Source organism: Pseudomonas sp. GW821-FHT02C04 (assembly GCF_059421845.1).
Genome location: NZ_JBWKVT010000005.1, coordinates 1 through 26306 on the forward strand (window position 1 = coordinate 1; position 26306 = coordinate 26306).

The window sequence follows — 26306 nt, forward strand, 5'->3', positions numbered from 1 at the left end:
TTCCCCATGTGAGAGTAGGTCATCGTCAAGATTAAATTCCGAAACCCCAATTGCGAAAGCAGTTGGGGTTTTGTTTTGCCCGCAGGAAAGTGCTCAAAGGGGCTTCCGACCGTCGCGATGGCAACCATTGGGGAAATCCTTCTGAAATGACCGCTCGGTTTTTGGTATGGTGCAGCTCGTTTTTTAACGGACTGATGTCACGCCCAAGGATCGGCGCTCATTTTTTGTCAACGAGTTGCTGCAGAAATGCCTGAACCAATCCCCATCAAGGATCACGAAAAAGAGACGCGTCTGGTCAACAAACGGCTGGTCGCCTGTGCCTTGTTCGTCTTCGCGATCAGCTGTGCCCTGGTGGTGCGCCTGTACATCCTGCAAGTGGTGGAGTTCGACTACCACTCGACCATCTCCGAAAACAACCGCGTCCACGTCCTGCCAATCCCGCCAACTCGCGGGTTGATTTACGACCGCAATGGCGTGCTGCTGGCCGACAACCGTCCCAGTTACAACCTGATCATCACCCGCGAACGTGCAACGGATGTCAATCAGGAGCTAAACGAAGTCATCAGCCTCCTGCACCTGCCCGCTGAAGATCGTACGATGTTCGACAAAGCCATGAAACAGTCGCGTCACCCGTTCACGCCGGTGACCCTGTTCTATGAGCTGACCGAAGAACAGATCGCCGTACTCGCCGTCAACGAGTTCCGCCTGCCTGGCCTGGATGTCGAACCGCAGTTCGTCCGTAACTACCCGCTCGGGGCGCACTTCGCACACTCGATCGGCTACGTCGGACGCATCAACGAAAAAGAATCCAAGACCCTCGACTCGGTCGAATACCGTGGCACGCAGTCCATCGGCAAAACCGGTATCGAGCGCTTTTACGAGCCACAACTGCACGGCCACGTCGGTTACGAGGAAGTGGAGACCAACGCTCAGGGCCGCGTATTACGGGTTCTGAAACACACCGATCCGATTCCCGGTAAAAACATTGTCCTGAGCCTCGACATCAAGCTCCAGGAGGCCGCCGAAGCTGCATTGGGTGATCGTCGTGGTTCGGTGGTTGCACTGGATCCATCGACCGGCGAAGTACTGGCCATGGTCAGCAACCCGAGCTTCGACCCCAACCTGTTCGTGACCGGTATCAGCTCCAAGGAATACTCGGCGCTGCGTGACTCCATCGACCGGCCGCTGTTCAATCGCGTACTGCGTGGTCTGTACGCACCCGGTTCGACGATCAAGCCGGAAGTGGCGATTGCCGGACTTGACGCCGGCGTGGTCACGCCTCAGACCCGTGTCTTCGACCCTGGCTACTACCAACTGCCGGATTTCGACCACAAGTACCGTAACTGGAACCACAGCGGCGACGGCTGGGTGGACATGGACGCAGCGATCATGCGTTCCAACGACACCTACTTCTACGACCTGGCGCACAAGCTCGGCATCGATCGCCTGCACGACTACATGGCAATGTTCGGCCTCGGCGAGAAAGTCTCGCTGGACATGTTCGAAGAGTCTCCCGGCCTGATGCCTTCCCAGGCCTGGAAGCGCGCCACCCGTCGTCAGGCCTGGTTCCCCGGTGAGACGGTGATCTTGGGCATCGGCCAGGGCTACATGCAGGTCACGCCGCTGCAACTGGCTCAGGCCACTGCACTGATCGCCAACAAGGGTGTATGGAATCGTCCGCACCTCGCCAAGACTGTCGACGGTGTGCCGCCGGTGGACGAGCACCCGATGCCGAACATCCTGCTCAAGGACCCGCGCGACTGGGAGCAGGTCAACCACGGTATGCAGATGGTGATGCACGACGCTCGGGGTATCGCCCGGGCAGCGGCCGCCGGCGCTCAGTACCGAATCGCCGGCAAGAGTGGTACCGCGCAGGTGGTGGCGATCAAGCAGGGCGAGCGCTACAACCGCGAGAAAACCCTCGAGCGCCATCGTGACAACGCGTTGTTCGTCGGTTTTGCCCCGGCCGAACATCCGAAGATCGCCATCTCGGTGATGATCGAAAACGGCGAGGCCGGTGGTCGAGTCGCAGGTCCTGTGGTGCGGCAGATCATGGACGCCTGGCTACTCGACCAGGACGGTCATCTCAAGCCGCAATATGCGGCGCCGACCAAGGCACCGGGCGATCCACACGTGTAACTCGATCCAGCTTCACAGCACAGGCTCACGCAGGCTGAGCATGTGCTGGAAGCTGTCGAGGAACACCGTTTCAGCCTGAGTCATCTTCTGTTCGCGATTCCACAGCAGCTGGATATCGAAATCCACCACCCCATCCTCCGGCGGCAAGCGCCACAGCAAGCCCTGTTCGACATCCCGTCGAACCAGGTGAATCGGCAAACAACCAATCCCGAACCCTGCACAGATCAGGCGATAAATCTCTTCGAAACTGGTGGAGGACGCGACGATCTTGCCGGTAAACCCCTGCTGGTCACGAAACAGCGTCAACGGCGAAAGATTGCCGCCGAGCTGATCGCTGGTGAAGCTGACAAAGTTCTCCGCCGCCAACTGTTCCAGCGTCAGATTCTGTTGTCCGAACAGTCGATGCCGTTGCCCGCAAAAGTACGCGTAGCGCTCACGAAACAGTACCCGCTGCTCCAGCCGTGGCTGAGGCAGGCGACACAGTCCGACGCCGACCGTAGCGGTCTTTTGCAGCAGTGAACTGATGATGTTCGAGCTGCCCATCACCTCGACTTCCAGCTCGATTTTCGGGTGGGTTTCGTGGAAATCCGCAAGAAACTCGTCGTAATGCCGAGCCTGCACACCACTGACGGTGAGGATGCGGATCTTGCCGACAACGTCGTCATGACGATTCTCGACCACGGTGCCCAAACGGGAAATATCGCCGTAGATATCCGCCGCAATCCGCAGCACTTCTTCCCCGGTTTCCGTCAGATCAAAGCGCCGTCCGCTGCGCGCAATCAACACACAATCCAATTGTTCTTCGAGGCGTTTCAACGCCTGGCTGACCGCCGACTGGGTGATGTGCAGACGCGCAGCGGCGCGGCTCATGCTGCCTTCCTGACCGATCACCAGATACGTGCGCAGCAGGTTCCAGTCCAGCCGGTCATTGAGAAAACGCCGGCCGATCCAAGGATTCGAGGAAGAAGTCATGCAGTAGCCACGCTAATAGTAAAGATAAGTTTTTGAAAATTGACTAATCCTGTCACGGAAGCGATAAAGCCCACAAGCGCCACAGAGCGCGACCGTCAGCCGCCTCGACACCTGCCCAAAACTATAAATACACAGGGTTCTTGCATGCACACCACCGCTCAGCCGCGTCGCGCCGCGGCCGCTGCCTTCATTGGCACGACCATCGAATTCTATGATTTCTACATCTACGCCACCGCCGCCGCACTGGTGCTCGGGCAAGTGTTCTTTCCCAGCAGCGACCCGGTGACCAGCACGCTCGCCGCGTTCGGCAGTTTCGCCGTCGGCTTCATCGCCCGGCCCATGGCCGGCATGGTGTTCGGCCATCTGGGCGATCGCCTCGGTCGCAAGAAAATGCTGCTGGTGACCATGGCGCTGATGGGCCTGGCCACCGCTGGCATCGGTCTGCTGCCGAGTTATGCCAGCGTCGGCATCTGGGCACCCATCGGGCTGATCGTGTTGCGCCTGATCCAGGGCATCTCCGTCGGCGGCGAGTGGGGCGGGGCGGTGTTGATGGCCAGTGAACACGCGCCGGCCAAACGCAAGACCTTCTATGCCTCGTTCGCCCAACTCGGCAGCCCGGCGGGTTTGCTGCTGGCGTTGATTGCATTCCGTCTGGTGACGTCGCTGTCGCCGGAAGACTTCCTCGCCTGGGGCTGGCGTCTGCCGTTTCTCGCCAGCGGTGTGCTGATGATGGTTGGCTTGATGATCCGTTCCGGTGTGCATGAATCGCCGGAGTTCGCCAAAGCCAGGGACAACAACGAAACCGCCCAATACCCCGTGAAGGATGTGATTCGCCAATGCTGGCGGCAGATCCTGTTCGCCGCTGCCGCCGTGACCATCGGTTCGGCCGGATTCTTTTTCACCAACACCTTCATGATCACCTACGTCACCCAATATCAGGGTATCCCGCGGGCGACCATTCTCGACTGCCTGTTTCTGGTGACGGTCATTCAATTGCTCTCGCAACCGCTGTCGGCGCTGCTCGCCGAGCGCATCGGCGAAGGGCGGTTCCTGATGCTGGTCGCGTTGCTGTGCATGGTCACGCCGTACCCGATGTTCCTGCTGGTTGGCACTCAGAACATCCTGCTGATGACTCTCGGCATCGCCGTCGCGGTGGTGATTCTCTCGGCTTTGTACGCGGTGATCGCCGGGTACATGACCCAGGCGTTCCCGGTGCACCTGCGCTACTCGGGCATTTCCATCGCCTACCAGTTGAGCTGCGCCTTGGCCGGCGGCACCACGCCGCTGATCGGCACGCTGCTCGCCAGCAAGTTTTCCGGGCAGTGGCTGCCGTTGGCGGTGTTCTTCACGCTGCTGTCCGCCCTGTCGCTGATCGGTGTCTGTGGCCTCGCACGCCTGCGGGCCAACCCGGTTGTTCTTCACACAAGCAAAGAGGTGTATTCGTGAGTAAACCCGCCCACATTGACCCGATCGAATGGCAAGCCCGTTGTGAGCTCGCTGCGCTGTACCGCTTGATCGCGCACTTTCGCATGACCGACCTGATCGACACCCACATCACCCTGCGGATTCCGGGGCCGGAGCATCATTTCCTGATCAACCGCTACGGGGTGATCTTCGACCGCATGCGTGCCTCCGATCTGGTGCGCATCGATCAGGACGGGCGCATTGTCGACCCTGAATACGCCGGGCATCGAGTCAACGCCGCCGGGTTCGTGATCCACTCGGCGATCCACATGGCGCGGCCGGATCTGAACTGCGTGATTCACACCCACACCGCTGCGGGTATGGCCGTCGCCGCGCAGAAGCAAGGTCTGCTGCCGATCAGTCAGCACGCGCTGAAGTTCTACGGAAAACTGGCGTATCACACCTACGAAGGCATCGCGTTGTCGCTGGATGAGCGCGAGCGCTTGATCGCCGACCTCGGCCCGCACCGGGCGATGATCCTGCGTAATCACGGCTTGCTGGTCGGCGGTTCCGGCGTGGCCCAGGCGTTTCAGGAAATCCACTTCCTGGAGCGTGCCTGCCAGGCGCAAGTGCAAGCACTGGCCGGCGGTTGCGAGCTGCATTACCCGTCGCCGGAAGTCTGCGCCCACACCGCCGAGCAGTTTGACCGCGACGAGCAGGACAACATCATCGACCTGGCCTGGGAGGCCGCACTGACCCTCATCGAATCCCAGCGCGAGTCCTATCTGTCATGAACACCGTTGCACTGATGTCACGCGACACGCTGTTGCTCAAACAATTGCAGGAAGCCTTTGCCCGCCGCGCGCCGCAGCTCTCGGCGGTGCTGGCCGACGATCCCCAAGCGGCGAATGCGCAGATCGCGGCGTGCTGGTTTCCGCTGCCGGGCAGCCTTGCCGCGTTGCCCAATCTGCAAGTGATTCACTCGGTTGCCGCCGGCATCGATCATTTGGAGCACGATCCGTCGTGCCCCGATTTGCCGGTGTGCCGGGTGGTCGATCCCGGCCATCGCCAAGGCATGACCGAGTACGTGCGCTGGGCGGTGATTCACTATCATCGCGGCTTCGATCAGGTGCTTGAGCAACAGCGCCAACAGCATTGGGAGCGACCGCTGCAACGCCCGGCCAGTCAATTCAGGATCGGTGTGATGGGGCTCGGTTCACTCGGCAGCGCGATTGCCCAAGACCTGGCCGCCGCTGGTTACGACGTACGTGGCTGGGCGCGCAGCAGCAAGGATTTGCCGGGCGTGCAGACCTTTGCCGGCACCGATGCCTTCAACGCGTTTCTCGACGGCGTGGAGTTGCTGATCAACCTGTTGCCGCTGACTCACGAGACACGCGGCATCCTCAATCGCCAGACCTTCGAACGACTGGCCAACGGCGCGGCATTGGTCAACGTCGGGCGCGGCGGGCATCTGAACATTGAGGATCTGCAACAGGCGCTGGCCCGTGGAAAACTGCGCGGGGCGCTGCTTGATGTCTTCGAACAGGAGCCGCTGCCCGCCGATCATCCGCTGTGGACAACCCCGGGCGTGACCATCACCCCGCACATGGCTTCGGCGGCTTCGCACGACTGCATCGCCGAGCAGATTGCCGAGAACTTCCGCCGATTGAATGCCGGTGAGCCATTGCTGAACAGCGCGGATCGATTGCTCGGTTACTGATCCGCCAGGCAGGCCTGCAAGCGTTCGATGAACAGCGTTTCGGCACGGCTCATGCGCTGCTCGCGGTTCCACAGCAGATGAATGTCGACGTCGGCAATGCCCTCGTGAGGCGGCAGGCGCCAGAGCAATCCGGCCTCGACGTCCGTCGCCACCACGTGCTCCGGCAAACAACCGATACCGAATCCGGCGATTACCAGTCGCCGCACTTCTTCCAGGCTCGGTGATGACGCGACGATGCGTCCGCTGAAGCCCTGTTGATCACGAAAGATCGTCAGCGGCGAGAGCATCCCGCCGATCTGGTCACTGGTGAAACTGACGAAGTTCTCCCGCTGCAAATCGCCTTCGCCGATGTCCTGTCGGCCGAACAGCGCATGGTGCTTGCCACAGAAAAACGCATAGCGCTGACGCAGAAACAGACGCTGTTCCAGACGCGGTTGCGGGCGACGGTTGAGACTCAGGCCGAGGGTCGCGGTTTTCTCCTGAAGAGCGCTGACGATGTCCGAACTGCGCATTACATCGACCTCCAGATCGACCCGTGGATATTGCCGATGGAAGTCAGCGAGGAAGTCATCGAAGCGCTCGGAAAAGATCCGGCTGATGATCAGCAGCCGAACCTTGCCGATCACTTCGTCGGCCGGTTGCTCCAGCAGGCTGCTGACCTGGGACATCTGCCCGTAGATCTCGCCTGCCAGTTCGAAGATCTGCTCGCCGACTTCGGTGAGCGCAAATCGCGGACCGCGGCGGGCGATCAACTGGCGGCCCAGTTGCTCCTCCAGACGCTTGAGCGCCTGGCTCACCGCTGGTTGGGTCAGGTGCAGACGGGCGGCAGCGCGGCTGATGCTCAGCTCCTGACCGATCACCCGGAAAGTGCGCAACAGGTTCCAGTCGAGGCGGTCGTTGAGCAGGCGCTGGACGTCGCGTTCGGCCATGGGATTTCTCGATTATAAGGTGGGGTAATAGTCGGAATAATAAATAGAAAATTGACTAATCATAGCCCCGGAACGATAAATCACCCCACGACAGGCGCCGCCAGAGCGCCTCGGATTTGCCGTTTCCCTCCTGCCAGAAAAACAATCAAAGGAGCCCGACCCATGAAGCCTCAAGCTTCGAACCAGCCACGCCGTGCGGCCGCCGCTGCCTTCATCGGCACCATGATCGAGTGGTACGACTTTTATATCTACGCCACCGCCGCCGCGCTGGTGTTCGGCGCGCTGTTCTTTCCCTCCGACGATCCGCTGTTCAGCACCATGGCTGCGTTCGGCACCTTCGCCGTGGGCTTCTTCGCCCGGCCGTTGGGCGGGATCATTTTTGGCCACATCGGCGACCGTATCGGCCGCAAGAAATCCCTGATCATCACGCTGTTGATGATGGGCGTGGTCACGGTATGCATCGGTCTGTTGCCAACCTACGCGCAAATCGGCGCAACGGCACCGGCACTGCTGATTCTGCTACGCATCGTCCAGGGCATCGCCGTCGGTGGCGAATGGGGCGGGGCGGTGTTGATGGCCGGCGAACACGCGCCGAAGGGCCGGCGCAATTTCTTCGCCTCGTTCGCGCAACTGGGCAGCCCGGCGGGGTTGATCCTGTCGCTGCTGGCCTTCAGTGCGGTGACCCGTTTGCCGGAAGAAGACCTGATGAGCTGGGGTTGGCGCTTGCCATTCCTCGCCAGTGCGCTGTTGCTGCTGGTGGGCCTGGCGATTCGCCTGGGCGTGAATGAGTCGCCGGAATTCCTCGCCAGCCGCGAGCAGGCCAGCAAGCAGATCAAGAAAGAACAGGCGCCGGTAATGGAAGTACTGCGCACTGCGTGGCGGCCGCTGTTGCTGTGCATCGGCGCCAACACGTTGGGCATCGCCGGGGTGTATTTCACCAACACCTTCATGATCGCGTACACCACTCAGCAACTGGCGCTGCCACGTTCGCTGATTCTCGAATGCCTGTTCTTCGTCGCGATCATCCAGTTCTGCATTCAACCGCTGGCGGCGTGGACGGCGGAGAAGATCGGTGCGACGCGTTTCCTGTGCCTGGTGTCGCTGCTGGCGATGGCCTCGCCGTATCCGATGTTCGTGCTCGTGAGTTCGGCCCAGGCGCCGCTGATCATCCTTGGCATCGCGCTGGCGGTGGTGTGCATGGCGTCGTTCTATGCGGTGATCGCCGGTTACGTCAGCGGCATGTTCGAGACCCGCGTGCGCTACACCGCGATCTCGCTGGCCTATCAGATCTGCGGCGCGGTGGCCGGTGGGCTGACGCCGCTGATCGGCACGATGCTGGCGCACAAGTTCACCGGGCAGTGGTGGCCGATGGCGGTGTTCTACAGCCTGATCGCTGGCATTTCGCTGGTCTGCGTGCTGTCTCTCGCCCGTCGTCACGCCAGCGCCCATCGCGCGGAAATGGCCCGTGCCTAACCCGGAATTTCAGGAGAACCTCATGTTGAAAATCAATGGCGAACGCCTGTGGGCGAGCCTGATGGCCATGGCCGAAATCGGTGCGACAGCCCGAGGCGGCAGCTGCCGTCTGGCGTTGAGCGCCGAAGACAAGGCCGGCCGCGAACTGTTCGCCCACTGGTGCCGCGAAGCCGGCATGACCCTGAGTGTGGACGCCATCGGCAACCTGTTCGCCCGTCGCGCCGGTACCGATCCGGACGCCGCGCCGGTGATGATGGGCAGCCACCTCGACACCCAGCCCGAGGGCGGGCGTTTCGATGGCGTCTACGGCGTGCTCGCTGGTCTGGAAGTGGTGCGTTGCCTCAACGACCTGAACATCCAGACCCGAAAACCGCTGGAAGTGGCGGTGTGGACCAACGAAGAAGGCGCTCGCTTCACGCCGGCCATGTTCGGCTCGGCGGTGTTCACCGGGATCATGGAGCTGAACGCCGCGCTGGCGGTGCGTGATGCCGATGGCATCAGCGTTGCCGAGGCGTTGCAGCGGACCGGTTACGCCGGTGAGCGTCCGTTGGGCGGCGCGGTGGATGCGTATTTTGAAGCGCATATCGAGCAGGGTCCGATCCTTGAAGACAACGCCAAGAGCATCGGCGTGGTCACGGGGGGGCAGGCGATCCGCTGGCTCGACGTGCGGGTGGAAGGCATGGCCGCTCATGCCGGCACCACGCCGATGCCGCTGCGCAAAGACGCCTTGTACGGCGTGGCGCGGATGATTCAGGCAATCGAAGGTCTGGCCACGGATTTTGCGCCGGAAGGCCTGACCACGGTTGGCGAACTCAGCATCAATAAGTCTTCGCGCAACACCATTCCGGGGCTGGTGAATTTAACCGTCGATCTGCGTCATCACCGCGACGACGCCATCGCCGCCATGGAGCAACAAGTCCGCGCCCGCTTGCAGGCGATTGCCGATGGTCGTGGCCTGAACCTGACGATCACCCCGCACTGGATCAGTCCGGCCACCCCGTTCGACGCCGAATGTGTGGCGGCCGTGCAAGAGGCGGTGGATGCGCTGGGCTACGCTCAGCAGTCGATTGTCAGCGGCGCCGGGCATGACGCGATTCACCTGGCGCGCTACTGCCCGACGGCGATGGTGTTCATCCCGTGCGTTGGTGGCTTGAGCCACAACGAAGCCGAAGATGTGTTGCCCGAGGACGTGCAGCAGGGCACCGATGTATTGCTCAACGCCGTGCTGGCCCGCGCCGGTCGTATCGAACAGGGAGTCTGAAGCATGCGCAGTTTTTTCCACCCCGAACAATTGCTCCACCATCCACGCAGCTATTACTCGCGCGGGCAGATGCGCACGCCGCAGGAAATCCCCGAGCGCGCGCAACGTCTGGTGCAGGCCGCCCACAGTCTCGGTTTCAGTGTCGAGCCGCCCGTCGATGCTGGTCTCGCCCCGTTGCTGGCGGTGCATGGCGCGCCGTATCTGACGTTCCTGCAGGAAGCACATGCACGCTGGAAAGAAATCCCCGAAGACTGGGGCGACGAGGTGATGTCGAACATCTTCGTTCGCGAGCCCAATGCCTTGCGCGGCATCCTCGCCCAGGCCGCGCGCTATCTGGCGGACGGCAGTTGTCCGGTCGGCGAGCAGACCTGGCGCTCGGCTTATTGGTCGGCGCAAAGTGCGGTGGCCGGGGCGCAGGCGTTGATCGATGGTGAGCCGGCGGCCTACGCCTTGTGCCGTCCGCCGGGGCATCATGCCCGGGCAGAAGCGGCGGGTGGTTTCTGCTACGTGAACAACGCAGCGGTGGCGGCGCAGGTGTTGCGCGACAAGTTTGAGAAGGTCGCGGTGCTCGACACTGACATGCACCACGGCCAGGGTATTCAGGAAATCTTCTACGACCGCGATGACGTGCTCTACGTCTCGGTGCATGGCGATCCGACCAACTTCTATCCGGGCGTCGCCGGGTTTGCCGACGAGCGCGGCAGCGGTGCGGGGGAGGGCTTCAATCTCAATCTGCCGATGGCGCATGGTTCAAGCGAAGCGGACTTCCTCGGGCAACTGGAAGTTGCGTTGGCGGCGGTGCGCGAGTTCGGCGCCGAGGTGTTGGTGCTGTCGCTGGGCTTCGATATCTATGAGCTGGACCCGCAAAGCAAAGTCGCCGTGACCCGTGAAGGCTTTGCGGCATTGGGTGAGCGGATCCGCAGCCTGGGCCTGCCATGCCTGATCGTGCAGGAAGGTGGCTATCACCTGGAAAGTCTCGAAGACAACGCCCGGGCATTTTTCGTGAATGGCGAGGTGTGGCAGCGCTGAGGCTATCCACCTGCTGGAACACAAGCGCCCTACGGTGCTTGCCATCGCCCTGACGTTAACGTAAACATTGGCGTCAGGGCGCTGAAGTAAAAAAGCGCAAAGCGGACCGCTCCGGAGCGCTTGATGACTCTAATAAAAACAACCGATCCCAAGTCTCACCACGAAGCCCGGCTGGCCCGGGAAAAACTCCATCTCGAAGGGCAGGTCCCGGATGGCGTGTTGCGTGCAGAGATCGATGCTTCGTGGCGGCGCAGCCTGAGCCACGGCGTGCATTTCAATGGCAAGCATGAGCTGGCGCTGGAATCGAGCGCGAGCCTCGATGTATTGCTGGCGAGCAATCGTCTGCTGATCGATGCGGCGATACCGGCCATCGATTACCTGGCCGAGCGTCAGGGCAAGGAAGGCCTGATCATCCTCGCCAATTCCGACGCCACCATTCTCGCGGTCGAAGGACGTGCCGACCGGCTCAAGGGCAGCGGTCTGCAGGACATCACCCTCGGCGCCTGCTGGAGCGAAGCTGCACGCGGCACCAACGCCCTCGGCACGGCACTGGTAGAAGCACGGCCCACCCTGATCGACTGCGGCGAACATTACCTCGACCGCCTCACCGATTTCTCCTGCACCTCGGTGCCGATCCATTGCCCTCAGGGTGAGATTCTCGGTGTCCTCGACCTGACCCGCGAAGGCCCTCTTGGTCGTGTCCACGACAGCACGGCGCTGCTGAGCATGGCGGTCAGTCAGATCGAGAGCCGGGTGTTCAACAACAGTTTTCCCGATCAGATCGTCCTCGCCTTCCACAGTCGCCGGCAGTATCTGGAATCGCCTTGGCAAGGCCTGCTCGCGGTCAGTCTCGGCGGGCAGATTCTGGCGGTCAGCGCTCAGGCCTGTCAGTTGCTGCGGGCCGAGCGTTCGGCGCTGGTCGGCAAGCGTTGCGAAGAGTTTCTCGGGGTCGATGGCGTGCAATTGCTGACCCGTCTGCAACAGGGTGGCGTCGGCAGTGTGCAGACCGCCAAGGGCGAATTTTTCTACAAGACCCTGCGGGCCCCGGCACGTTCGGTCAACCTCGGCGGCCCGCCACGCAGCGTAGCGAAAACCGCCAAGGCGCAACCGGATCTGGAAGCACTGGCCGGCAACAACGCTCGCTACGCCCGCGCCTTGCGCATGGCCCGCCAAGGTCTCGCCAATGAGTTGCCGGTGCTGTTGCTCGGCGAAACCGGCACTGGTAAAGAAGTGATCGCCCGTGCCCTGCATTTGGCCGGCAGCCGTAGCGACAAACCTTTTGTGGCCGTGAACTGCGCGGCGATTCCCGAAGGCCTGATCGAATCGGAACTGTTCGGCTACCGCGAAGGTGCGTTCACCGGATCGCGCCGTGGCGGCATGATCGGACGCTTGCAACAGGCCCACGGCGGCACGTTGTTCCTCGATGAAATCGGCGACATGCCGCTGGCCTTGCAGGCGCGTTTGCTGCGCGTTCTGCAGGACCGAAAAGTCGCGCCGCTGGGTGCCGGGGAAGAACAGGACATCGACGTCGCACTGATCTGCGCCACCCACCGCGACCTCAAGCGTCAGGTCGAAGAAAAACAGTTTCGCGAGGACCTGTTCTACCGGGTCAACGGCATCAGCGTAATGCTCCCGGCCCTGCGCGAGCGCGAGGACTTCAGTGCGCTGGTCTCTCGTCTGCTGAGCAAACTCGATGCGCCGAACGCTGTACTGCACGACGACCTTAATCGCCTGCTCGGCGCTTATCACTGGCCGGGCAACATCCGCCAACTGGAGATGGTCCTGCGCACCGCCCTGGCCATGCGCGAGCCGGGGGAAACCGTGCTGACCCTTGATCACCTGCCCGACAGCATGCTCGACGAACTTTGCGCCACCGAGAAACCCCAGACCGGCAGCATTCGCGAAAACGAACTGGAGATGATCCGCCAGTCCCTCGACACCCATCAGGGCAATGTCTCGGCCGCCGCCGACGCCCTCGGCATCAGCCGCGCGACCCTGTACCGCAAACTCAAACAGTTGCGCTCGTGATGCAGCGCCTGTTCGTGCGGCTGATCGAGAGCCAGAACCCCGCCGCGCTGCAAGCGGCGTTGCGCTGGTTGTACGGTTTCGTGCGGCCGCAGCGGTTGGCGATTGTCGGCCTGCTCGGTTTGTCGGTGTGCGCTTCGCTGTTGGTGCTGGTGCAGCCGTGGCTGGTCAAACTGCTGATCGACGACGGGCTGCTGGCGCGCAATTTCCCGATGCTGGTGCTGATCGCGGTGCTGATGATCATCGCCGGGTCGCTCGGCACGGCGTTGTCGGGGATCAACCGTTATCTGCACACGCGGCTGTCCGGGCGGATCCTGTTTGCCTTGCGCGATGACCTTTATCGGCATCTGCAAAAACTGTCGCCAAGTTTCTACGGGCAGCGGCGGATTGGTGATCTGATGTCGCGTCTTGACGGCGATGTGGCCGAGATTCAGCGCTTCGCCGTGGACTCTTTGTTCTCGGCGGTATCGAGTGTGATTGGTCTGGTAGTCTCGATAGCGATGCTGTTCACGCTGTCGTGGAAACTGTCATTGCTGGCGCTGGTGCTGATTCCGCTCGACGTGCTGTGGCTGCGCTGGATGCGGCGCAAGGTCGAGCGCGATGTGCGGCAATTGCGCGAGCGTTCGGCGGACATGTCGTCGTTCATGGTCGAGACCTTGCCGGTGATGAAATTCATCCAGTCCGCCGGCCAGCAGCAGCGTGAAGCGCGGCGCCTGGAAAGCCTCGGGCAGGGCTACATGAACCAGTTGCTGCGCCTGCAAGTCACCGAGTTTTTTACCCAGGCCGTGCCCGGCACCTTGACCTCGCTGTCCCGTGCCTGCGCGTTTTTGATCGGCGGTTATTGGGTGGTGCAGGGCACCTGGCAACTGGGTGCGCTGATCGCGTTTTCCACCTATCTGGGGATGGCGGTCGGGCCGGTGCAGAGCCTGTTGGGGTTGTACGTGGCGATCCAGCGCATGACCGTCAGCCTCGGCCGGGTCATGGAGTTGCGCGGCGAAGAGCCCACGGTGTTTTCTCCAGCCATGCCAAAGCCATTTCCGACTTTGGGTGAGCTGCGTTTCGACGCGGTGCACTTCAGCCATCCGGGTCGCCCAAGTACATTGAGCGGCATCGAAGCGACGATTCCCTACGGTTTGAAAGTCGCCTTGAGTGGCGGCTCCGGCGTCGGCAAGTCGACGCTGATCGATCTGCTGCAACGGCATCACGATCCGCAGTCCGGGCGGGTGTTGCTCGGTGAAGTGGATCTGCGCGAACTGGAGCTCTTCGAACTGCGTCGACGCATCGCCGTGGTCAGTCAGGACATCGTGCTGTTTCGCGGCAGCCTCGCCGACAACCTGGCCTACGCGGTGCCGGACGCCAGCCGCGAAGCCATTACCGAGGTTGCACGACTGGCGCAACTCGACAGCCTGATCGCGTCGCTGCCCGAAGGCCTCGACAGTCCGCTGGGCGAGCGCGGTCAGCAGTTGTCCGGCGGGCAGAAACAGCGCATCGCGATTGCCCGGGCGCTGTTGCAGGATCCGCTGATTCTGGTGCTCGACGAAGCCACCTCGGCAGTGGACGAGGCGACCGAGCGCGAAGTGATCGAAGCCATCGACCGCTTGTTTGCCGGGCGCACGCGGATTCTGATCAGCCATCGTCCGTCGACCCTGGCCGATGCCGATCTGCGTTTCGAATTGCTCGACGGTGTGCTCATTTCGAAAACGGTGCTGCATGAAGCCTGAATTGCGAATCGGTGTGGTCGACAGCGGACACTCGGCGGCGCAACGGGTGCAAGTGATTGCCGGGCGGCGTTTCTCGCTGCTGGAGGACGGCCTGGCCGAATCGGATCTGCGCGACGATCCGCTTGGCCATGGCAGCGCGGTGATCGAGGCGATCAGCCGCCGCGCACCCGCCGCGCAGATGTGTGTGGCCCAGGTGTTTGATCAGCGCGGTGTCACCAGTGCCTTGCAGATTTCTGCGGCCATCGATTGGCTGGTCGCACAGGACGTCCGATTGATCAATCTGAGCCTGGGTCTGCGTCAGGATCGCAGTCTGTTGCGTGAAGCCTGCGCGGCGGCAGTGGCCCGTGGTGTTCTGTTGTGTGCATCGAGCCCGGCGCAAGGGGCGGCGGTGTTTCCGGCGAGTTATCCGCAGGTGCTGCGGGTGACCGGCGATGCGCGTTGCACTGATGAACAGTGGTCGTGGCTTGACAGTGCGCAGGCGGATTTTGCCGCTTGTGTTCGCGGCACTTATCCGGGGCAGTCAGGGGCCAGTCTGGGGTGTGCAGCGTTGAGCGGTCACATTGCTGCTCATCTGCTGGAGCAACCTCAAGCGAGCAATGTTGACGTTATCGACTGGATGAAACAGCACGCTCGCTTTCGCGGCCCTGAGCGGCGTTTCGGCCCATGACTTCGATCCTGATTCTTGGTGCCGGGCCGGCCGGTGCGGCGGTCGCGTTGGGGCTGCGACGATTGGGTTACGCCGTGACGCTGGTCAGCGAATGGCGGCGGTTTGCGGCGCTCGAAGGCGTGTCGCAACGGGTGCTGGAGGCGTTGCGTGGTGCCGGGTTGAATCACGGGTTGGCGAATGCGATGTTGCCGTCCCAGCGACAGGTTTCATGGAACGGTCAGCAGCATGCGCAGAACATCGAGTTTCTGCTGGATCGCCCGACCTTCGATCGCGGTTTGCGTGAAGACTTGCGGGTGGCCGGGGTTGAGGTGATTGAAGGGCGAATCCTGAATGTTCAGTCCTCAGCCGACGGCCATCAGGTCGAACTCGATGGCGGGCAGAGGCTGACGGCGGATTTTCTGGTGGAGGCCCGGGGGCGGCAGGCGCCGGCGTCCGGCAAAGGTCTGCGCGGGCCGGAGACGGTCAGCCTGCTCAATCGCTGGCAGGGTGCGTCGGGTGTGACGGCCAGTGCCGTGGAAAGCCTTGAAGACGGCTGGGCGTGGATGGCCCGGCAGGACGACGGTCAATGTTATTGGCAGTGGACAGTGGACGTGGCGAGCGCCGGGTTGCCGGGCAAGGCGCAGTTGCTCGATTACTGCCGCGCGCGGCGTCAGGCTTCGGATTTTGCTCAAGCGTTCTTTGCTGGTGGCGTGGAGTCGGATTTGCAACTGCACGCCCGCAGCAGCACGGCAATTCTCGCGCTGCAGGTCTGCGGTGAAAACTGGATTCGCGTCGGCGATGCGGCGATGGCGGTGGACCCACTGTCCGGCAACGGGATTTTTCAGTCGCTGTCTTCGGCGTTGCAGGCGCCGGTGGTGATCAACACGCTGTTGCGCAAACCGGAACGGGCAGCGCTGGCCCAGCGTTTTCATCGTCAGCGAGTGGAGCAGCTTTTCCTGCGCTTTGCGCGGATCGGCCGGGACTTTTATGCCGATGAACAGCGCTGGCTCGATCAGCCGTTCTGGCAGACGCGGCGGCAGTGGCCCGACGCTGAAACGGCCCATGCAGCGGCGGACTTTGCCGCGTTGCGCATTGAGCGGATGCCGGTGCTGCGTGACGGGTTTGTCGATGAGGCCGAGGTGGTGATCACGGCGGATCAGCCGCTGGGGATCTGGCATGTGCAAGGCGTGGAGCTGGCCGCGGTGGTGCGGCGCTTGCTCGATGAGCCGGCGGATCGGGTGCTGGCAGGGTTGACGCTTGAGCAGGGACGAGCCGTTCGCGGGTGGCTGTTGGCTCAGGGGTTCAAGCCCTGAGCCGTGAGCGCAGTCATTACAACTTGATCAACACCGACTTCAACTCGGTGTAATGCTCGATCGCCGCATACCCCATCTCGCGCCCGACCCCGGACATCTTGTATCCACCAAACGGCAACGCCGGATCCAGCGCGCTGTGGCAGTTGACCCACACCGACCCCGATTTGATCCGTGGAATCATCCGGTGCACCGCCGCCAGATCGTTCGACCAGATGCTCGCGCCCAACCCGTAAGGGCTGTCATTGGCCATGCGCAGCGCATCGGCCTCGTCATCGAACGGAATCGCCACCAGCACCGGCCCGAAGATTTCCTCCTGCACCAGCGAATGCTGCTGATCGACATCGACAATCACCGTCGGTTTGACGAAGAACCCCGGCCCGAATTGCTCACCGCCGCAGGCGATGGTAGCGCCGCTTTCCCGACCCATTTCGATGTAGCGATAGACCCGTTCCTGCTGGCGCGCGGAAATCAGCGGGCCCATATCGATGCTCGGGTCGAGGCCGTTGCCGAGTTTCATGGCATTGGCGATGTCGCTGATGTCGGCCACCACATTGTCGAAATGCTTGCGCTGTACATACAGACGTGAACCGGCGCAGCAGACCTGGCCCTGGTTGAAGAAAATCGCACTGGCCGCACCCGCCGCAGCGGTTTTCAGGTCGGCGTCGGCCATGACGATGGTCGGTGATTTGCCGCCCAGTTCCAGGGTGACGCGGGTCATCGAGTCCATGGCGATCTTGCCGATCTGCTTGCCGACAGCAGTGGAGCCGGTGAAGGTCAGTTTGTCGACCAGCGGGTTGTGGGTCAGGGCGGAACCGGCCGTGATGCCGGTGCCGGTGACCACGTTGAACACGCCTTCCGGGTAACCCGCCTCCAGCACCAGCTCCGCCAGTTTCAGCGCGGTCAGCGGGGTTTCGTCGGCCGGTTTGAGCACCACGGTGCAACCGGTGGCCAGCGCGGGGCCGAGTTTCCAGCAGGCCAGCAGCAGCGGAAAATTCCAGGCGACGATGGCGCCGACCACGCCCACCGCTTCGCGGCGAATGAAACTGTGGAACTGATCGCCGGGCATCAGCGGCAGCGACACCTCGACGCTGGAACCTTCGATCTTGGTCGCCCAGCCGGCCATGTAACGCAGGAAGTCGATGGCCAGTTGTACGTCCATCACTTGCGCCACCGCCGCGCTCTTGCCGTTGTTCAGGCATTCGAGTTGCGCCAGCTGTTCGGCGTCGCGTTGCATCAGGTCGGCGAGTTTCCACAGCAGGTTCTGCCGTTCGCGTGGACGGGTGCGGCTCCAGGCCGAATCATCGAAGGCTTGTCGGGCGGCGAGCACCGCGCGGTCGACATCTTCCGGCGTGGCGCGAGGCACCACGCACAACACTTCGCCAGTGGCCGGGTTGTGCAGCGGCATGGTCTGGCCGTCGGCGGCTTCGACCCAGTCGCCGCCGATCAGCATGCGTGGCGGGCGCTGGATGAAGGCCGAAGTGGCAGGGAGCAGATAGGGCAGGGGCATGGCGAAACCTCTTGTTGTTCGATGGGATCGAGAGGGGCTTTCGCAATGGTTGTGCCAAATGCTCGAAGGAGGCGCGCAGCCCCGTTGCATGGGCTGAGGGAGGAAGAGTTTGGGTGGCAATGAGGGTGAATTTGTCTCAAAACGCGACACCCGTTGAGAAGCAAGATACGCGTCCTACAAAGCCAACGCCGCTGTGACGGGGCTTGGGCAAAATTGGGCCGTTTCAGGTGTAGGAAAAGCCGCGCGTCTGACAGTTTTTACCGACTGGTGGAGGTATGAAGTACGAGCTAAGTTGCTTTGTGTATAGGGTTTCCTGCCATGGATTTGGCGGGTCAGTGTCTTCACAAGGATGTCGATGAACAACTTAACCATTCGATGGCTAACCAATTTTACGATGGGCGTGGGGACCGGATTTCTGGTGACGGGGATTGCGGCGCTGTTGATCGGCGACCTGACCGATGTCGATACGATTCGGGCAGGCGCCTGGATGGCTTCAATCAGTTTTTCGTAATCGTTACCTCATTCGGTGTTGCCATGATGGAGGGGAAATAATGGCGGCTTTAATTGTGGGGCTGTGGTGTATGGGTGTCAGTTTGCTGCTCGCGTATGGGTATCACCGGGATCGTCGAATTCAAGCGGCCCAACGTGATTCCGCGGCATTGGCGGCCAAGGCCGGCGCACACTGTGAATGCTCGATGGTTTGCAAGAATTGTGGGCGTTACAAGGTTCACCCGGACAATTCCGTTCGCTAGATTCGGGCCCTACGGCTGACCGAGCCCGACCATCCGGCCAGATAGCCGGGTGATCGGGCGTTATCAGTCAGGGTAGAGGGTTGGTGTACACCTTGTGCCCACCTTTCCAGGTTTCGCAGACTTTGATGTCACGGATGCTTGTGGCCGCAACGGCTTCGTCGAGGGGGTTGTCCTTGAGAATCACAAAATCGGCGAAATGCCCATCCTGCAACGAACCGGTAAAGGCATCGGCATGGCACTGCCAGGCAGCATCATAGGTGATGGCTTTCAGCGCTTGTTGACGGGTCAGGCATTGGCCTTCGTTGAGCACCGGTTGTCTGGCTGCCTCTTTGACAAACGTACCGTCCTGGTTGCGTAAGCCTTCCATCTTGCGGGTCACGGCCTGTTCCATTGAGCGCAACGGCCCCAGCGGGGTGACGGTGCAATCGCTGTGCAACGAGATACGCAAGCCTCTGTCCAGGGCGTCCTGGCAGAGGTCGAGCATCTCTGTGGCTTTTTCCTTGAAGATTGCCTGTTCGAACACGTAACCCCAGTAGCCGACGTGACCGATCAGGAAGCTGGGAGAGATGCCCAAGTCCTTCATCTGGTCGAGGGTCTTGTCGTTCAGCATCGAGCAGTGTTCGATGCGGTGGCGCTTTTCCAGGCCGCTCTGGCCCTTCAATGCGGTCTTGTAGGCCTGTAGCGTGAACTCGATGGCCCGGTCGCCGTTGGCGTGGATCATCAGCGGCCAGCCAGTGGCGACCGCGTTGTTCAACGTCGTCTGATAAGCCGTCGGGAGCGTTGTCGGGTCCTTGGGGGCCGGGCTTGGGTCACAGAAGTTGAAGTTGCCTTTCGGCGATGTGGCCTCGCAGCAGTAATCGTCGATCTGATAACCCGTCAGCCCCTGGTTCGAGCCATCGGATATCAGTTTTACCGAGCCTTGATAAAACAGCCGGGCCGCTTCCTTGGTCACCGGTTTGTAGGGTTCGATTTTGCTGAAGTCCACACCATTGCAGGCCGCCGCATAACCGACGCGAACATTGCGCGGATGGGTCAGGCCGTAGGCTTCCAGAATCACCTTGGACACCGGGTCGACCATGGCGTCATACAACAAGGTGATGCCTCGTTTGGAGGCGGTCTCGAAGTAGTCTTTCATGTGCTTGAAGATGTTCACTACGTCCAGCGCCTGAGCCAGCGGTATCGAGAGCAGGGCTGGTGTGATGCCGGCCTCTTCCTGCAAGTTGCCCTGGGTCTCTTTAAGGAACGTGTCGAAACTCTTGTATTTGTCTCGCAGCTTCTGGCTGGCCGCGTTGTTGTGGAAGTACACGGCTTTGCACGCAGGTGTATTCAGGTAAACGGTGTGCATCGAGGCGCTGATCATCAGCAACGGGGTTTCTTTGAGAATGCTGTCGAGGTTGCCAGTGTTGTCGGCCTGCGGATCGAAGTCACTTTTGCAATAGAAACTGGTGAGCTGGTTCTTGCCGTCAGGCACTACTTTGAACGGCATGAGCGCCGGATCGACCATCCGTCCCAAGAGCCAGCTCGTATTGTCCTTCGGCAGATTTTCGTAGATTTTTTCTTTCAGCGTGTCCCAGTCATAACGCTTGTTCAACTGCTGAGTATCTTCGTCGATCGGCCCCAGATTCACCCATCCATCCATGACGCAGGACTGCACGATGTGCATGTGTGGTTCGATCAGACCCGGCAGCAGGGTTTTACCGCCCAACGAGCGCGTTGTGTATTTGATGCCCTTGGCCTTCATGCGCTCCTGCACATGGGCCAAGGTGCCCGAGGCAACCACGTCGCCGCCATGGATGCCCAGGGCTTCGACCTGCTCATCCATGTTGCCGTTTTTCAGGGGGTAGATGGTGCCGCCGGTGAAGATCAACGATTCGCTGCCGGGTTCCGGTAGCAGCCCGGCGACCTTGCCTGCGAAGGCTTTAAGGTCGACGGTGTGTCTGAGCGTATTCCATACCGGGTTTTCACAGCCGCAATGGGTGCAGCCTTGACCCTGTCCATGTGATCCCATGATTCCATTCCTCAGGTTTTCGGTGGTTTGAGGCGTGACGCACAGAGTGTGCGAACAGCAAGCGTAGCAGGCACTTTGATATCGGACGGTCAGTCGTCGGCAACCGGGCTTTTGGCGCTGCAACTGTGCTTGTCTCAGACTGCAACAGCTGTCGCGAAATTGGACGCCGGGAGGCTACGAAAAGATTGGCGCGACACCTTGATGAACGCGTAACTGCTTGATTGAACAGCTTATCGGCAAGCTGGCACGCTCCGTGTATTGCTCACAGCAGACGTTTCGCTTGCCTCCGTTCGTGCATCGCCGCGAACGGCAGAAACCATAAAAACGATAAGCCACAACAATAAGAAAGCACCGTGCGAGGTTCGACGTTGATGAAGAGAAAACTCCGATCAGGCATGAGCGCCAGTCTGCTGGCCGTGGCCGCATGCGTGGCCCTGCATTCGCCCCACAGCCTGGCAGCCCGCGACGCCCAGACCATCCTCAAGGAAACCTGCCAGGGCTGTCACACCCCTGAAGCCGGCGACCAGTTGAGCCGCATCAGCCACCAGCGCAAGACCCCGGAAGGCTGGCTGATGAGCATTGCCCGCATGCAGACCATGCACGGTCTGCAGATCAGCGATGAAGACCGCCGCACACTGGTCAAATACCTGGCCGACACCCAGGGGCTGGCACCGAGCGAAACCGATGGCGTGCGTTACGCGCTGGAGCGACGGCTGAACACCGTCGAGCAGTTCGACGAGAAAACCGCGCAGATGTGCGGCCGCTGCCACTCCGGTGCGCGGATTGCCCTGCAACGGCGTCCGGCTCAGGAATGGGAACGCTTGGTGAATTTCCACCTCGGCCAGTGGCCGTCGCTGGAGTATCAGGCGCTGGCTCGCGATCGCGACTGGTTTGATATCGCCCGCAAGGAAATGGTCCCGCTGCTGGCCAAGCGTTATCCGCTGGACAACCCGGCGTGGCAGGCCTGGGTCAAAACCAGACCGAAGGCCGAGGCGCTGGTCGGTGACTGGAGCTTCAGCGGCCACTTGCCGGGCAAGGGTGAGCTGGCCGGCATCATGACCGTCACGGCTGATGGCAGCGACACTTTCAAGGTCGCCGTCAAAGGTCAGTACGCCGATGGCAGTCCGTTCAACGGTGACGGCAACGCGATCCTCTACAGCGGCTACGAATGGCGCGGCAACGTGACTGTCGATGGCGTGACCCTGCGTCAGGTGTTCGCTGCACAAGGCAACGCCATGCAGGGCCGGATGTTCGAGGCCGAACACGATGAACGCGGCTTGGACTTCGTCGCGGCCAAACAGGGTTCCCAGCGCTTGCTGGCGGTGCAGCCGGGTTACGTGAAGGCCGGCAGCGAGACCGAAGTGACGCTGGTCGGCAGCGGTTTGAGCGGCAAACCGGACTTCGGCAAAGGCGTGGACGTGGTCGAAGTCGTCGAGCAGAACGCCGACCGGATCAAGGTCAAAGTCAAAGCCGCGGCCAATGCCCAGCCGGGCCTGCGCGCGGTCAGCGTCGGCAGCTTGAAAGGCCCGAGCCTGTCGGTGTACAGCACGATCGCTTCGGTCAAAGTGGTGCCGGAATTCTCGGTGGCACGGATCGGCGAGGGCGGTGGTTCGACGCCGAAAGTCCAGGGTCGCTTCGACGCCGAGGCCTGGGGCAAGGGCGTCGATGGCAAGCCGTATCGCATCGGCGTGTTCCCGGCGCAATGGAAGGTCGAAGCCTTCGACGAGCGTGCCAAAGAGGATGAAGACGTCAAGTTTGCCGGCACCATGCAGGCCGACGCAGGCGTGTTCACCCCGGGCGATGCCGGGCCGAATCCGGCACGCAAGATGTCCACCAACAATGCCGGCAACCTCAAGGTGATCGCCGCCGTCGACGACGCAGGGAAATCCCTGACCGGCGAAGGCCATCTGATCGTCACCGTGCAACGCTGGAACAATCCACCCATTCCCTGATGTTGAAACGTGAGTTGTGCTGAGCGACAGCGATTCAGACACTTTTCGGAATGACCGCAAGTCCCGCCAGGCGGGGTTTGCACAGGAGGTTTGCAATGGGCGCTATCTTGAATCTGGTCGAACGCAACCTGCACGAAGTGCACGTCGACGCCGACCGCATGCTGTTCCATATTCCCAGCAGTTCGCTGTTCGCCAGCGATGAACTGACCGGCACCATCATCGATGCGTTGCGCGGGCCAGGCTGTTCTTCGGAAGACTTGATCCAGCGCCTCGGCGCGCGGTTCAACGGCGAGGAAATCAACGAGACCCTGCGCGAGCTGATCTCGCTGGAACTGGTCAGCGACGGCTCGCCGTTGACCCCGGACATCGCGGTCAAACGCGTCGAGCGCACCGCGATCAACACTGTGGTGCTCAACGTCAACACCGGCTGCAACCTGAGCTGCACCTACTGCTACAAGGAAGACCTCGACAAACCGTCCGCCGGCAAGAAGATGGACGTCGAAACCGCCATCGCGTCGGTGGAAATGCTGCTGCGTGAATCCCCCGACGAAGAGCGCTTCACCGTGGTGTTTTTCGGCGGCGAGCCGCTGAGCAATCGCAAGCTGATCGAGTACATGGTTGATTACTGCGAGAAGCGGTTTGCCGAGGCCGGCAAGTTCGTCGAATTCGTGATGACCACCAACGCCACGCTGCTCACCGAAGAAACCGTCGACTACCTGAATGCCCACCGCTTCGGACTGTCGGTGAGTATCGACGGGCCGAAAACCGTGCACGACCGCAATCGCATCACTGTGGGCGGGCAGGGCACCTATGACGTGGTGCGGCGCAAGGCCGAGATGCTGCTGTCGCGCTACAACAGCCGCCCGGTCGGTGCGCGGGTGACCCTGACCACGGGCGTCACCGACGTTGAAACCATTTGGGATCACCTGTTCAACGAGTTGGGGTTTGCCGAGGTCGGATTTGCTCCGGTGACGTCCGGTGATATCAGCAGTTTCAACTTGACCACAGACGAATTGATCGAAGTGTTCGCCAGCATGAAACGCCTCGGTCGGCGTTATCTGGAAGCCGCGCTGGAGCACCGCAACATCGGTTTCTCCAACCTGCATCAGTTGATCACCGACATCCACGAAGGCCACAAAAAGGCCCTGCCGTGCGGTGCCGGGTTGAAGATGCTGGCGGTCGATCACAAAGGTGAGTTGAACCTGTGCCATCGCTTCACCGGTTCATCGCTGCCGACCTTCGGCAACGTCCACAGCGGCGTTAAACAGGTCGAACTTAACGACTTCCTGTCCCAACGTCTGGATCGCACCAACACCGGTTGCCACGACTGTCAGATCCGCAACCTGTGCTCCGGCGGCTGCTATCACGAGAGCTACGCCCGCTACGGCGACCCGGCCCACCCGACGTATCACTACTGCGAACTGATGCGTGACTGGGTCGACTTCGGCATCGAGGTCTACACCCGGATCATGGCCAACAACCCTGCGTTCATCAGCAGCTACATCACTCCGCGCAAGGCTCACTGATATGAAACATCTCAAGGCAATCAATAACAAAGCGTTGAAGCTGGATCAGGCCGCGGACGAGAACCGCATCGAAGAGGTGGTGGCGATGAGCTCCGTCGCCGGCTGTGCCTCGACCACCGACCCGGGCTGGGAAATCGATGCGTTCGGCGGGGTGTCGTCGCTGTGCCAGCCGATGGAAGCCGACCTCTACGGTTGCTCCGACCCGTGCTGGTGGCCGGCCCAGGTGCCGGACATGATGAGCACCTACCCGGACTGGAACAAGGATGCCCAGGCGTCCAACGACAACTGGCGCAACCTCGGCACTGTCTTCCCGAAAGACAAGTGATCCACAAGAAGAAGGATTCCAGCATGCCTAGCCTCAACAAAGCCTGCGGCCTTGCCGCACTCGCGGTCCTGAGCGCCTGTTCGCTCCCGGTCCTGGCCGATGAAAACACCGCGCTGCAAGACGGTCACGAGTACATGTTGACCACCAATTACCCGAACAACCTGCACGTCATCGACCTGGCGACCGACACTTTGTACAAGACCTGCAAGATGCCCGATGCCTTCGGCCCCGGCACTGTGCAACTGTCGCCGGATCGCAAGACCGCCTATGTGCTGAACAACCATTACGCCGATGTTTATGGTGTAGAGCTGGACAACTGCAAGCAGGTGTTCCACGCCAGCATCACCCAGCAGCCGGGCGAGAAGGCGCGGTCGATGTTTGCCTTCACTGTCAGCCACGACGGCAAGGAGCTCTACACCATCGCCAACCCGACGCTGATGCTCAACGACCACTACGAGGTCAAACAGCCGCGGCTGGACGTCTACGCCACCGACGCCGGAATGAACGCCAAACCGGTGCGCAGCTTCCCGGCGCCACGGCAGTTGACGATCATGCAGAGCGGCGATGACGGCACGCTGTATGTCGCTGGCGCCGATGTGTACAAGGTCGATGTGAAAAGCGGCAAGTTCGACGTGCTGATCCCCAGCCGCCACTGGAAACGCCCGAATTACAGCGCGCCGGACGTGCTCTACGTGTGGAACCAGCAGACTTACCGCCACGACTTCTCGCTGTTGTACACCGCTGCCAAATTCAAGGACAAGAAGCAGGATCCGGCGACCGCTGAATACTTGTACGGACTGTTCAGCATCGACCTGAAGACCGGCAAGACCGAAACCACTGATTTTGGCCCGCTGACCGAAATCTACTTTAGCGGCATGCGCTCGCCGAAGGATCCGAACCTGATGTTCGGCGTGCTCAATCGCCTGGCCAAGTACGACATCAAGCAGAAGAAGCTGATTCAGGCGGCGACGCTGGACCATTCCTACTACTGCATTTCGTTCAACAAGGACGGCAGCAAGATCTATCTCGCCGGGACCTTCAATGACGTGGCGATCTTTGATGCCGAGACCATGAAACAGACCGGTAGCATCAAGTTGCCGGGTGGGGATATGGCGATTACCACGGCGCAGATTTTTGTTCGGTAATTTGTATTGCCTGAGCTGCCGCAGTTGCGAGCAGCTCAGGTTCTGAATATCAGGCCCCCGGCACCGGGCAACTCAGGTCACCTTCCTCACATTTCAGATACTGCTTCAGGCCCTCGGTACGCACCTTGGTCACCGATGTCATACAGTTGCTGTAAATCAACGGATAAACACTCCCGCCCGCCACCCCGGATGCTGAAAACGTGCACTCGGCATCGCGAAACCCGATCCACGCCCGCTGTGCACTGATCAGCAGCTTCTTGCCCTCGGCGTTGTCCTTCAAACGCGCGGTGATCTGCTGATATACCGCATTCAACTCCTTGTCAGCCGCTTTGTATTCCTGCCCGGCGCACTGATTCATCGTCGCCTGATCGCTGGCATTGGCGCAGTCCACGGCAGCGTGGGCGACGGAAGTGAAAAGAAAGGGTGTCAGGGCCAGAAGCAGGCGTGGGGACATGAGTC

21 protein-coding genes are annotated in these 26306 nt (G+C 61.3%); 16 read left to right on the plus strand and 5 right to left on the minus strand.

Annotated features, from left to right (window positions below):
- Positions 1-246 precede the first annotated feature (246 nt).
- Entirely contained in the window at positions 247-2139 is a 1893-nt protein-coding gene (gene mrdA, locus AC07VV_RS18640; RefSeq protein ID WP_495037068.1) for a penicillin-binding protein 2, read from the plus strand.
- A 12-nt stretch (positions 2140-2151) separates the two neighbouring features.
- Here mrdA and AC07VV_RS18645 read toward each other — a convergent pair whose 3' ends face one another.
- Positions 2152-3111: a LysR family transcriptional regulator gene (locus tag AC07VV_RS18645; protein ID WP_192558589.1), complete on the minus strand. Its 960-nt coding sequence runs from the start codon at positions 3109-3111 to the stop codon at positions 2152-2154.
- Positions 3112-3255: 144 nt separating this feature from the next.
- Between AC07VV_RS18645 and AC07VV_RS18650 the strand changes: the two genes are divergently transcribed.
- From AC07VV_RS18650 to AC07VV_RS18660, 3 genes are read left to right on the plus strand one after another with little or no spacing between them, the layout of a single operon-like run.
- Positions 3256-4557, plus strand: coding sequence for an MFS transporter (locus AC07VV_RS18650; protein ID WP_273539606.1), 1302 nt, complete (start codon positions 3256-3258; stop codon positions 4555-4557).
- A complete protein-coding gene (locus tag AC07VV_RS18655; protein WP_096822115.1) occupies positions 4554-5309 on the plus strand; it encodes a class II aldolase/adducin family protein in 756 nt (251 codons plus the stop codon). The genes AC07VV_RS18650 and AC07VV_RS18655 overlap by 4 nt, the downstream gene beginning before the upstream one ends.
- Positions 5306-6235, plus strand: coding sequence for a 2-hydroxyacid dehydrogenase (locus tag AC07VV_RS18660; protein ID WP_495037069.1), 930 nt, complete (start codon positions 5306-5308; stop codon positions 6233-6235). Before AC07VV_RS18655 ends, AC07VV_RS18660 begins: the two co-directional genes overlap by 4 nt.
- Here the strand turns inward: AC07VV_RS18660 and AC07VV_RS18665 are convergent.
- Positions 6229-7164 carry a LysR family transcriptional regulator gene (locus AC07VV_RS18665; RefSeq protein ID WP_495037070.1) on the minus strand — a complete coding sequence of 312 codons (936 nt, stop codon included), beginning with the start codon at positions 7162-7164 and terminating at the stop codon, positions 6229-6231. The two genes, AC07VV_RS18660 and AC07VV_RS18665, sit on opposite strands and share 7 nt — an antisense overlap.
- 162 nt (positions 7165-7326) lie before the next feature.
- Between AC07VV_RS18665 and AC07VV_RS18670 the strand changes: the two genes are divergently transcribed.
- From AC07VV_RS18670 to qhpG, 7 genes are all read left to right on the plus strand, one after another.
- Entirely contained in the window at positions 7327-8637 is a 1311-nt protein-coding gene (locus tag AC07VV_RS18670) for an MFS transporter (protein ID WP_495037071.1), read from the plus strand.
- Between the two features lie 22 nt (positions 8638-8659).
- Positions 8660-9898 carry a Zn-dependent hydrolase gene (locus tag AC07VV_RS18675; RefSeq protein ID WP_495037072.1) on the plus strand — a complete coding sequence of 413 codons (1239 nt, stop codon included), beginning with the start codon at positions 8660-8662 and terminating at the stop codon, positions 9896-9898.
- A 3-nt stretch (positions 9899-9901) separates the two neighbouring features.
- Entirely contained in the window at positions 9902-10927 is a 1026-nt protein-coding gene (locus tag AC07VV_RS18680) for a histone deacetylase family protein (protein ID WP_495037073.1), read from the plus strand.
- 123 nt (positions 10928-11050) lie between these two features.
- Positions 11051-12955 (plus strand): sigma-54-dependent Fis family transcriptional regulator, encoded by a 1905-nt coding sequence (locus tag AC07VV_RS18685; RefSeq protein WP_495037074.1) that lies wholly within the window; start codon positions 11051-11053, stop codon positions 12953-12955.
- Entirely contained in the window at positions 12955-14673 is a 1719-nt protein-coding gene (locus AC07VV_RS18690; protein WP_495037075.1) for an ABC transporter ATP-binding protein, read from the plus strand. Before AC07VV_RS18685 ends, AC07VV_RS18690 begins: the two co-directional genes overlap by 1 nt.
- The gene (qhpE, locus tag AC07VV_RS18695) at positions 14663-15340 is read left to right on the plus strand and encodes a subtilisin-like serine protease QhpE (RefSeq protein ID WP_495037076.1); all 678 of its coding nucleotides are present in this window, start codon (positions 14663-14665) and stop codon (positions 15338-15340) included. Before AC07VV_RS18690 ends, qhpE begins: the two co-directional genes overlap by 11 nt.
- Positions 15337-16632 carry a flavin-dependent monooxygenase QhpG gene (gene qhpG, locus AC07VV_RS18700; protein WP_495037077.1) on the plus strand — a complete coding sequence of 432 codons (1296 nt, stop codon included), beginning with the start codon at positions 15337-15339 and terminating at the stop codon, positions 16630-16632. Before qhpE ends, qhpG begins: the two co-directional genes overlap by 4 nt.
- A 16-nt stretch (positions 16633-16648) precedes the next feature.
- Here qhpG and AC07VV_RS18705 read toward each other — a convergent pair whose 3' ends face one another.
- On the minus strand, positions 16649-18139 hold the full coding sequence (locus tag AC07VV_RS18705) for an aldehyde dehydrogenase family protein (RefSeq protein WP_273540977.1): 1491 nt from the start codon (positions 18137-18139) through the stop codon (positions 16649-16651).
- A 355-nt stretch (positions 18140-18494) separates the two neighbouring features.
- Here AC07VV_RS18705 and AC07VV_RS18710 point away from each other — a divergent pair, with 355 nt between their 5' ends.
- Complete coding sequence (locus AC07VV_RS18710; protein WP_495037078.1) at positions 18495-18650, plus strand: hypothetical protein; 156 nt, start codon at positions 18495-18497, stop codon at positions 18648-18650.
- Between the two features lie 308 nt (positions 18651-18958).
- Here AC07VV_RS18710 and AC07VV_RS18715 read toward each other — a convergent pair whose 3' ends face one another.
- Positions 18959-20899 (minus strand): amidohydrolase, encoded by a 1941-nt coding sequence (locus AC07VV_RS18715; RefSeq protein ID WP_495037079.1) that lies wholly within the window; start codon positions 20897-20899, stop codon positions 18959-18961.
- A 371-nt stretch (positions 20900-21270) separates the two neighbouring features.
- On the opposite strand from AC07VV_RS18715, the gene peaA reads away from it, so the two are divergent.
- From peaA to peaD, 4 genes are all read left to right on the plus strand, one after another.
- Positions 21271-22851 carry a quinohemoprotein amine dehydrogenase subunit alpha gene (peaA, locus tag AC07VV_RS18720; protein WP_495037080.1) on the plus strand — a complete coding sequence of 527 codons (1581 nt, stop codon included), beginning with the start codon at positions 21271-21273 and terminating at the stop codon, positions 22849-22851.
- 95 nt (positions 22852-22946) lie between these two features.
- Positions 22947-24377 (plus strand): quinohemoprotein amine dehydrogenase maturation protein, encoded by a 1431-nt coding sequence (peaB, locus tag AC07VV_RS18725; protein ID WP_085608195.1) that lies wholly within the window; start codon positions 22947-22949, stop codon positions 24375-24377.
- A 1-nt stretch (position 24378) separates the two neighbouring features.
- Positions 24379-24702, plus strand: a complete 324-nt coding sequence (gene qhpC, locus AC07VV_RS18730; protein WP_008016081.1) for a quinohemoprotein amine dehydrogenase subunit gamma — start codon at positions 24379-24381, stop codon at positions 24700-24702.
- Between the two features lie 23 nt (positions 24703-24725).
- On the plus strand, positions 24726-25847 hold the full coding sequence (gene peaD, locus AC07VV_RS18735; protein ID WP_495037081.1) for a quinohemoprotein amine dehydrogenase subunit beta: 1122 nt from the start codon (positions 24726-24728) through the stop codon (positions 25845-25847).
- A 49-nt stretch (positions 25848-25896) separates the two neighbouring features.
- On the opposite strand, the gene AC07VV_RS18740 is transcribed toward peaD, so the two are convergent.
- Positions 25897-26301 (minus strand): lysozyme inhibitor LprI family protein, encoded by a 405-nt coding sequence (locus AC07VV_RS18740; protein ID WP_495037082.1) that lies wholly within the window; start codon positions 26299-26301, stop codon positions 25897-25899.
- Positions 26302-26306: the final 5 nt, after the last annotated feature.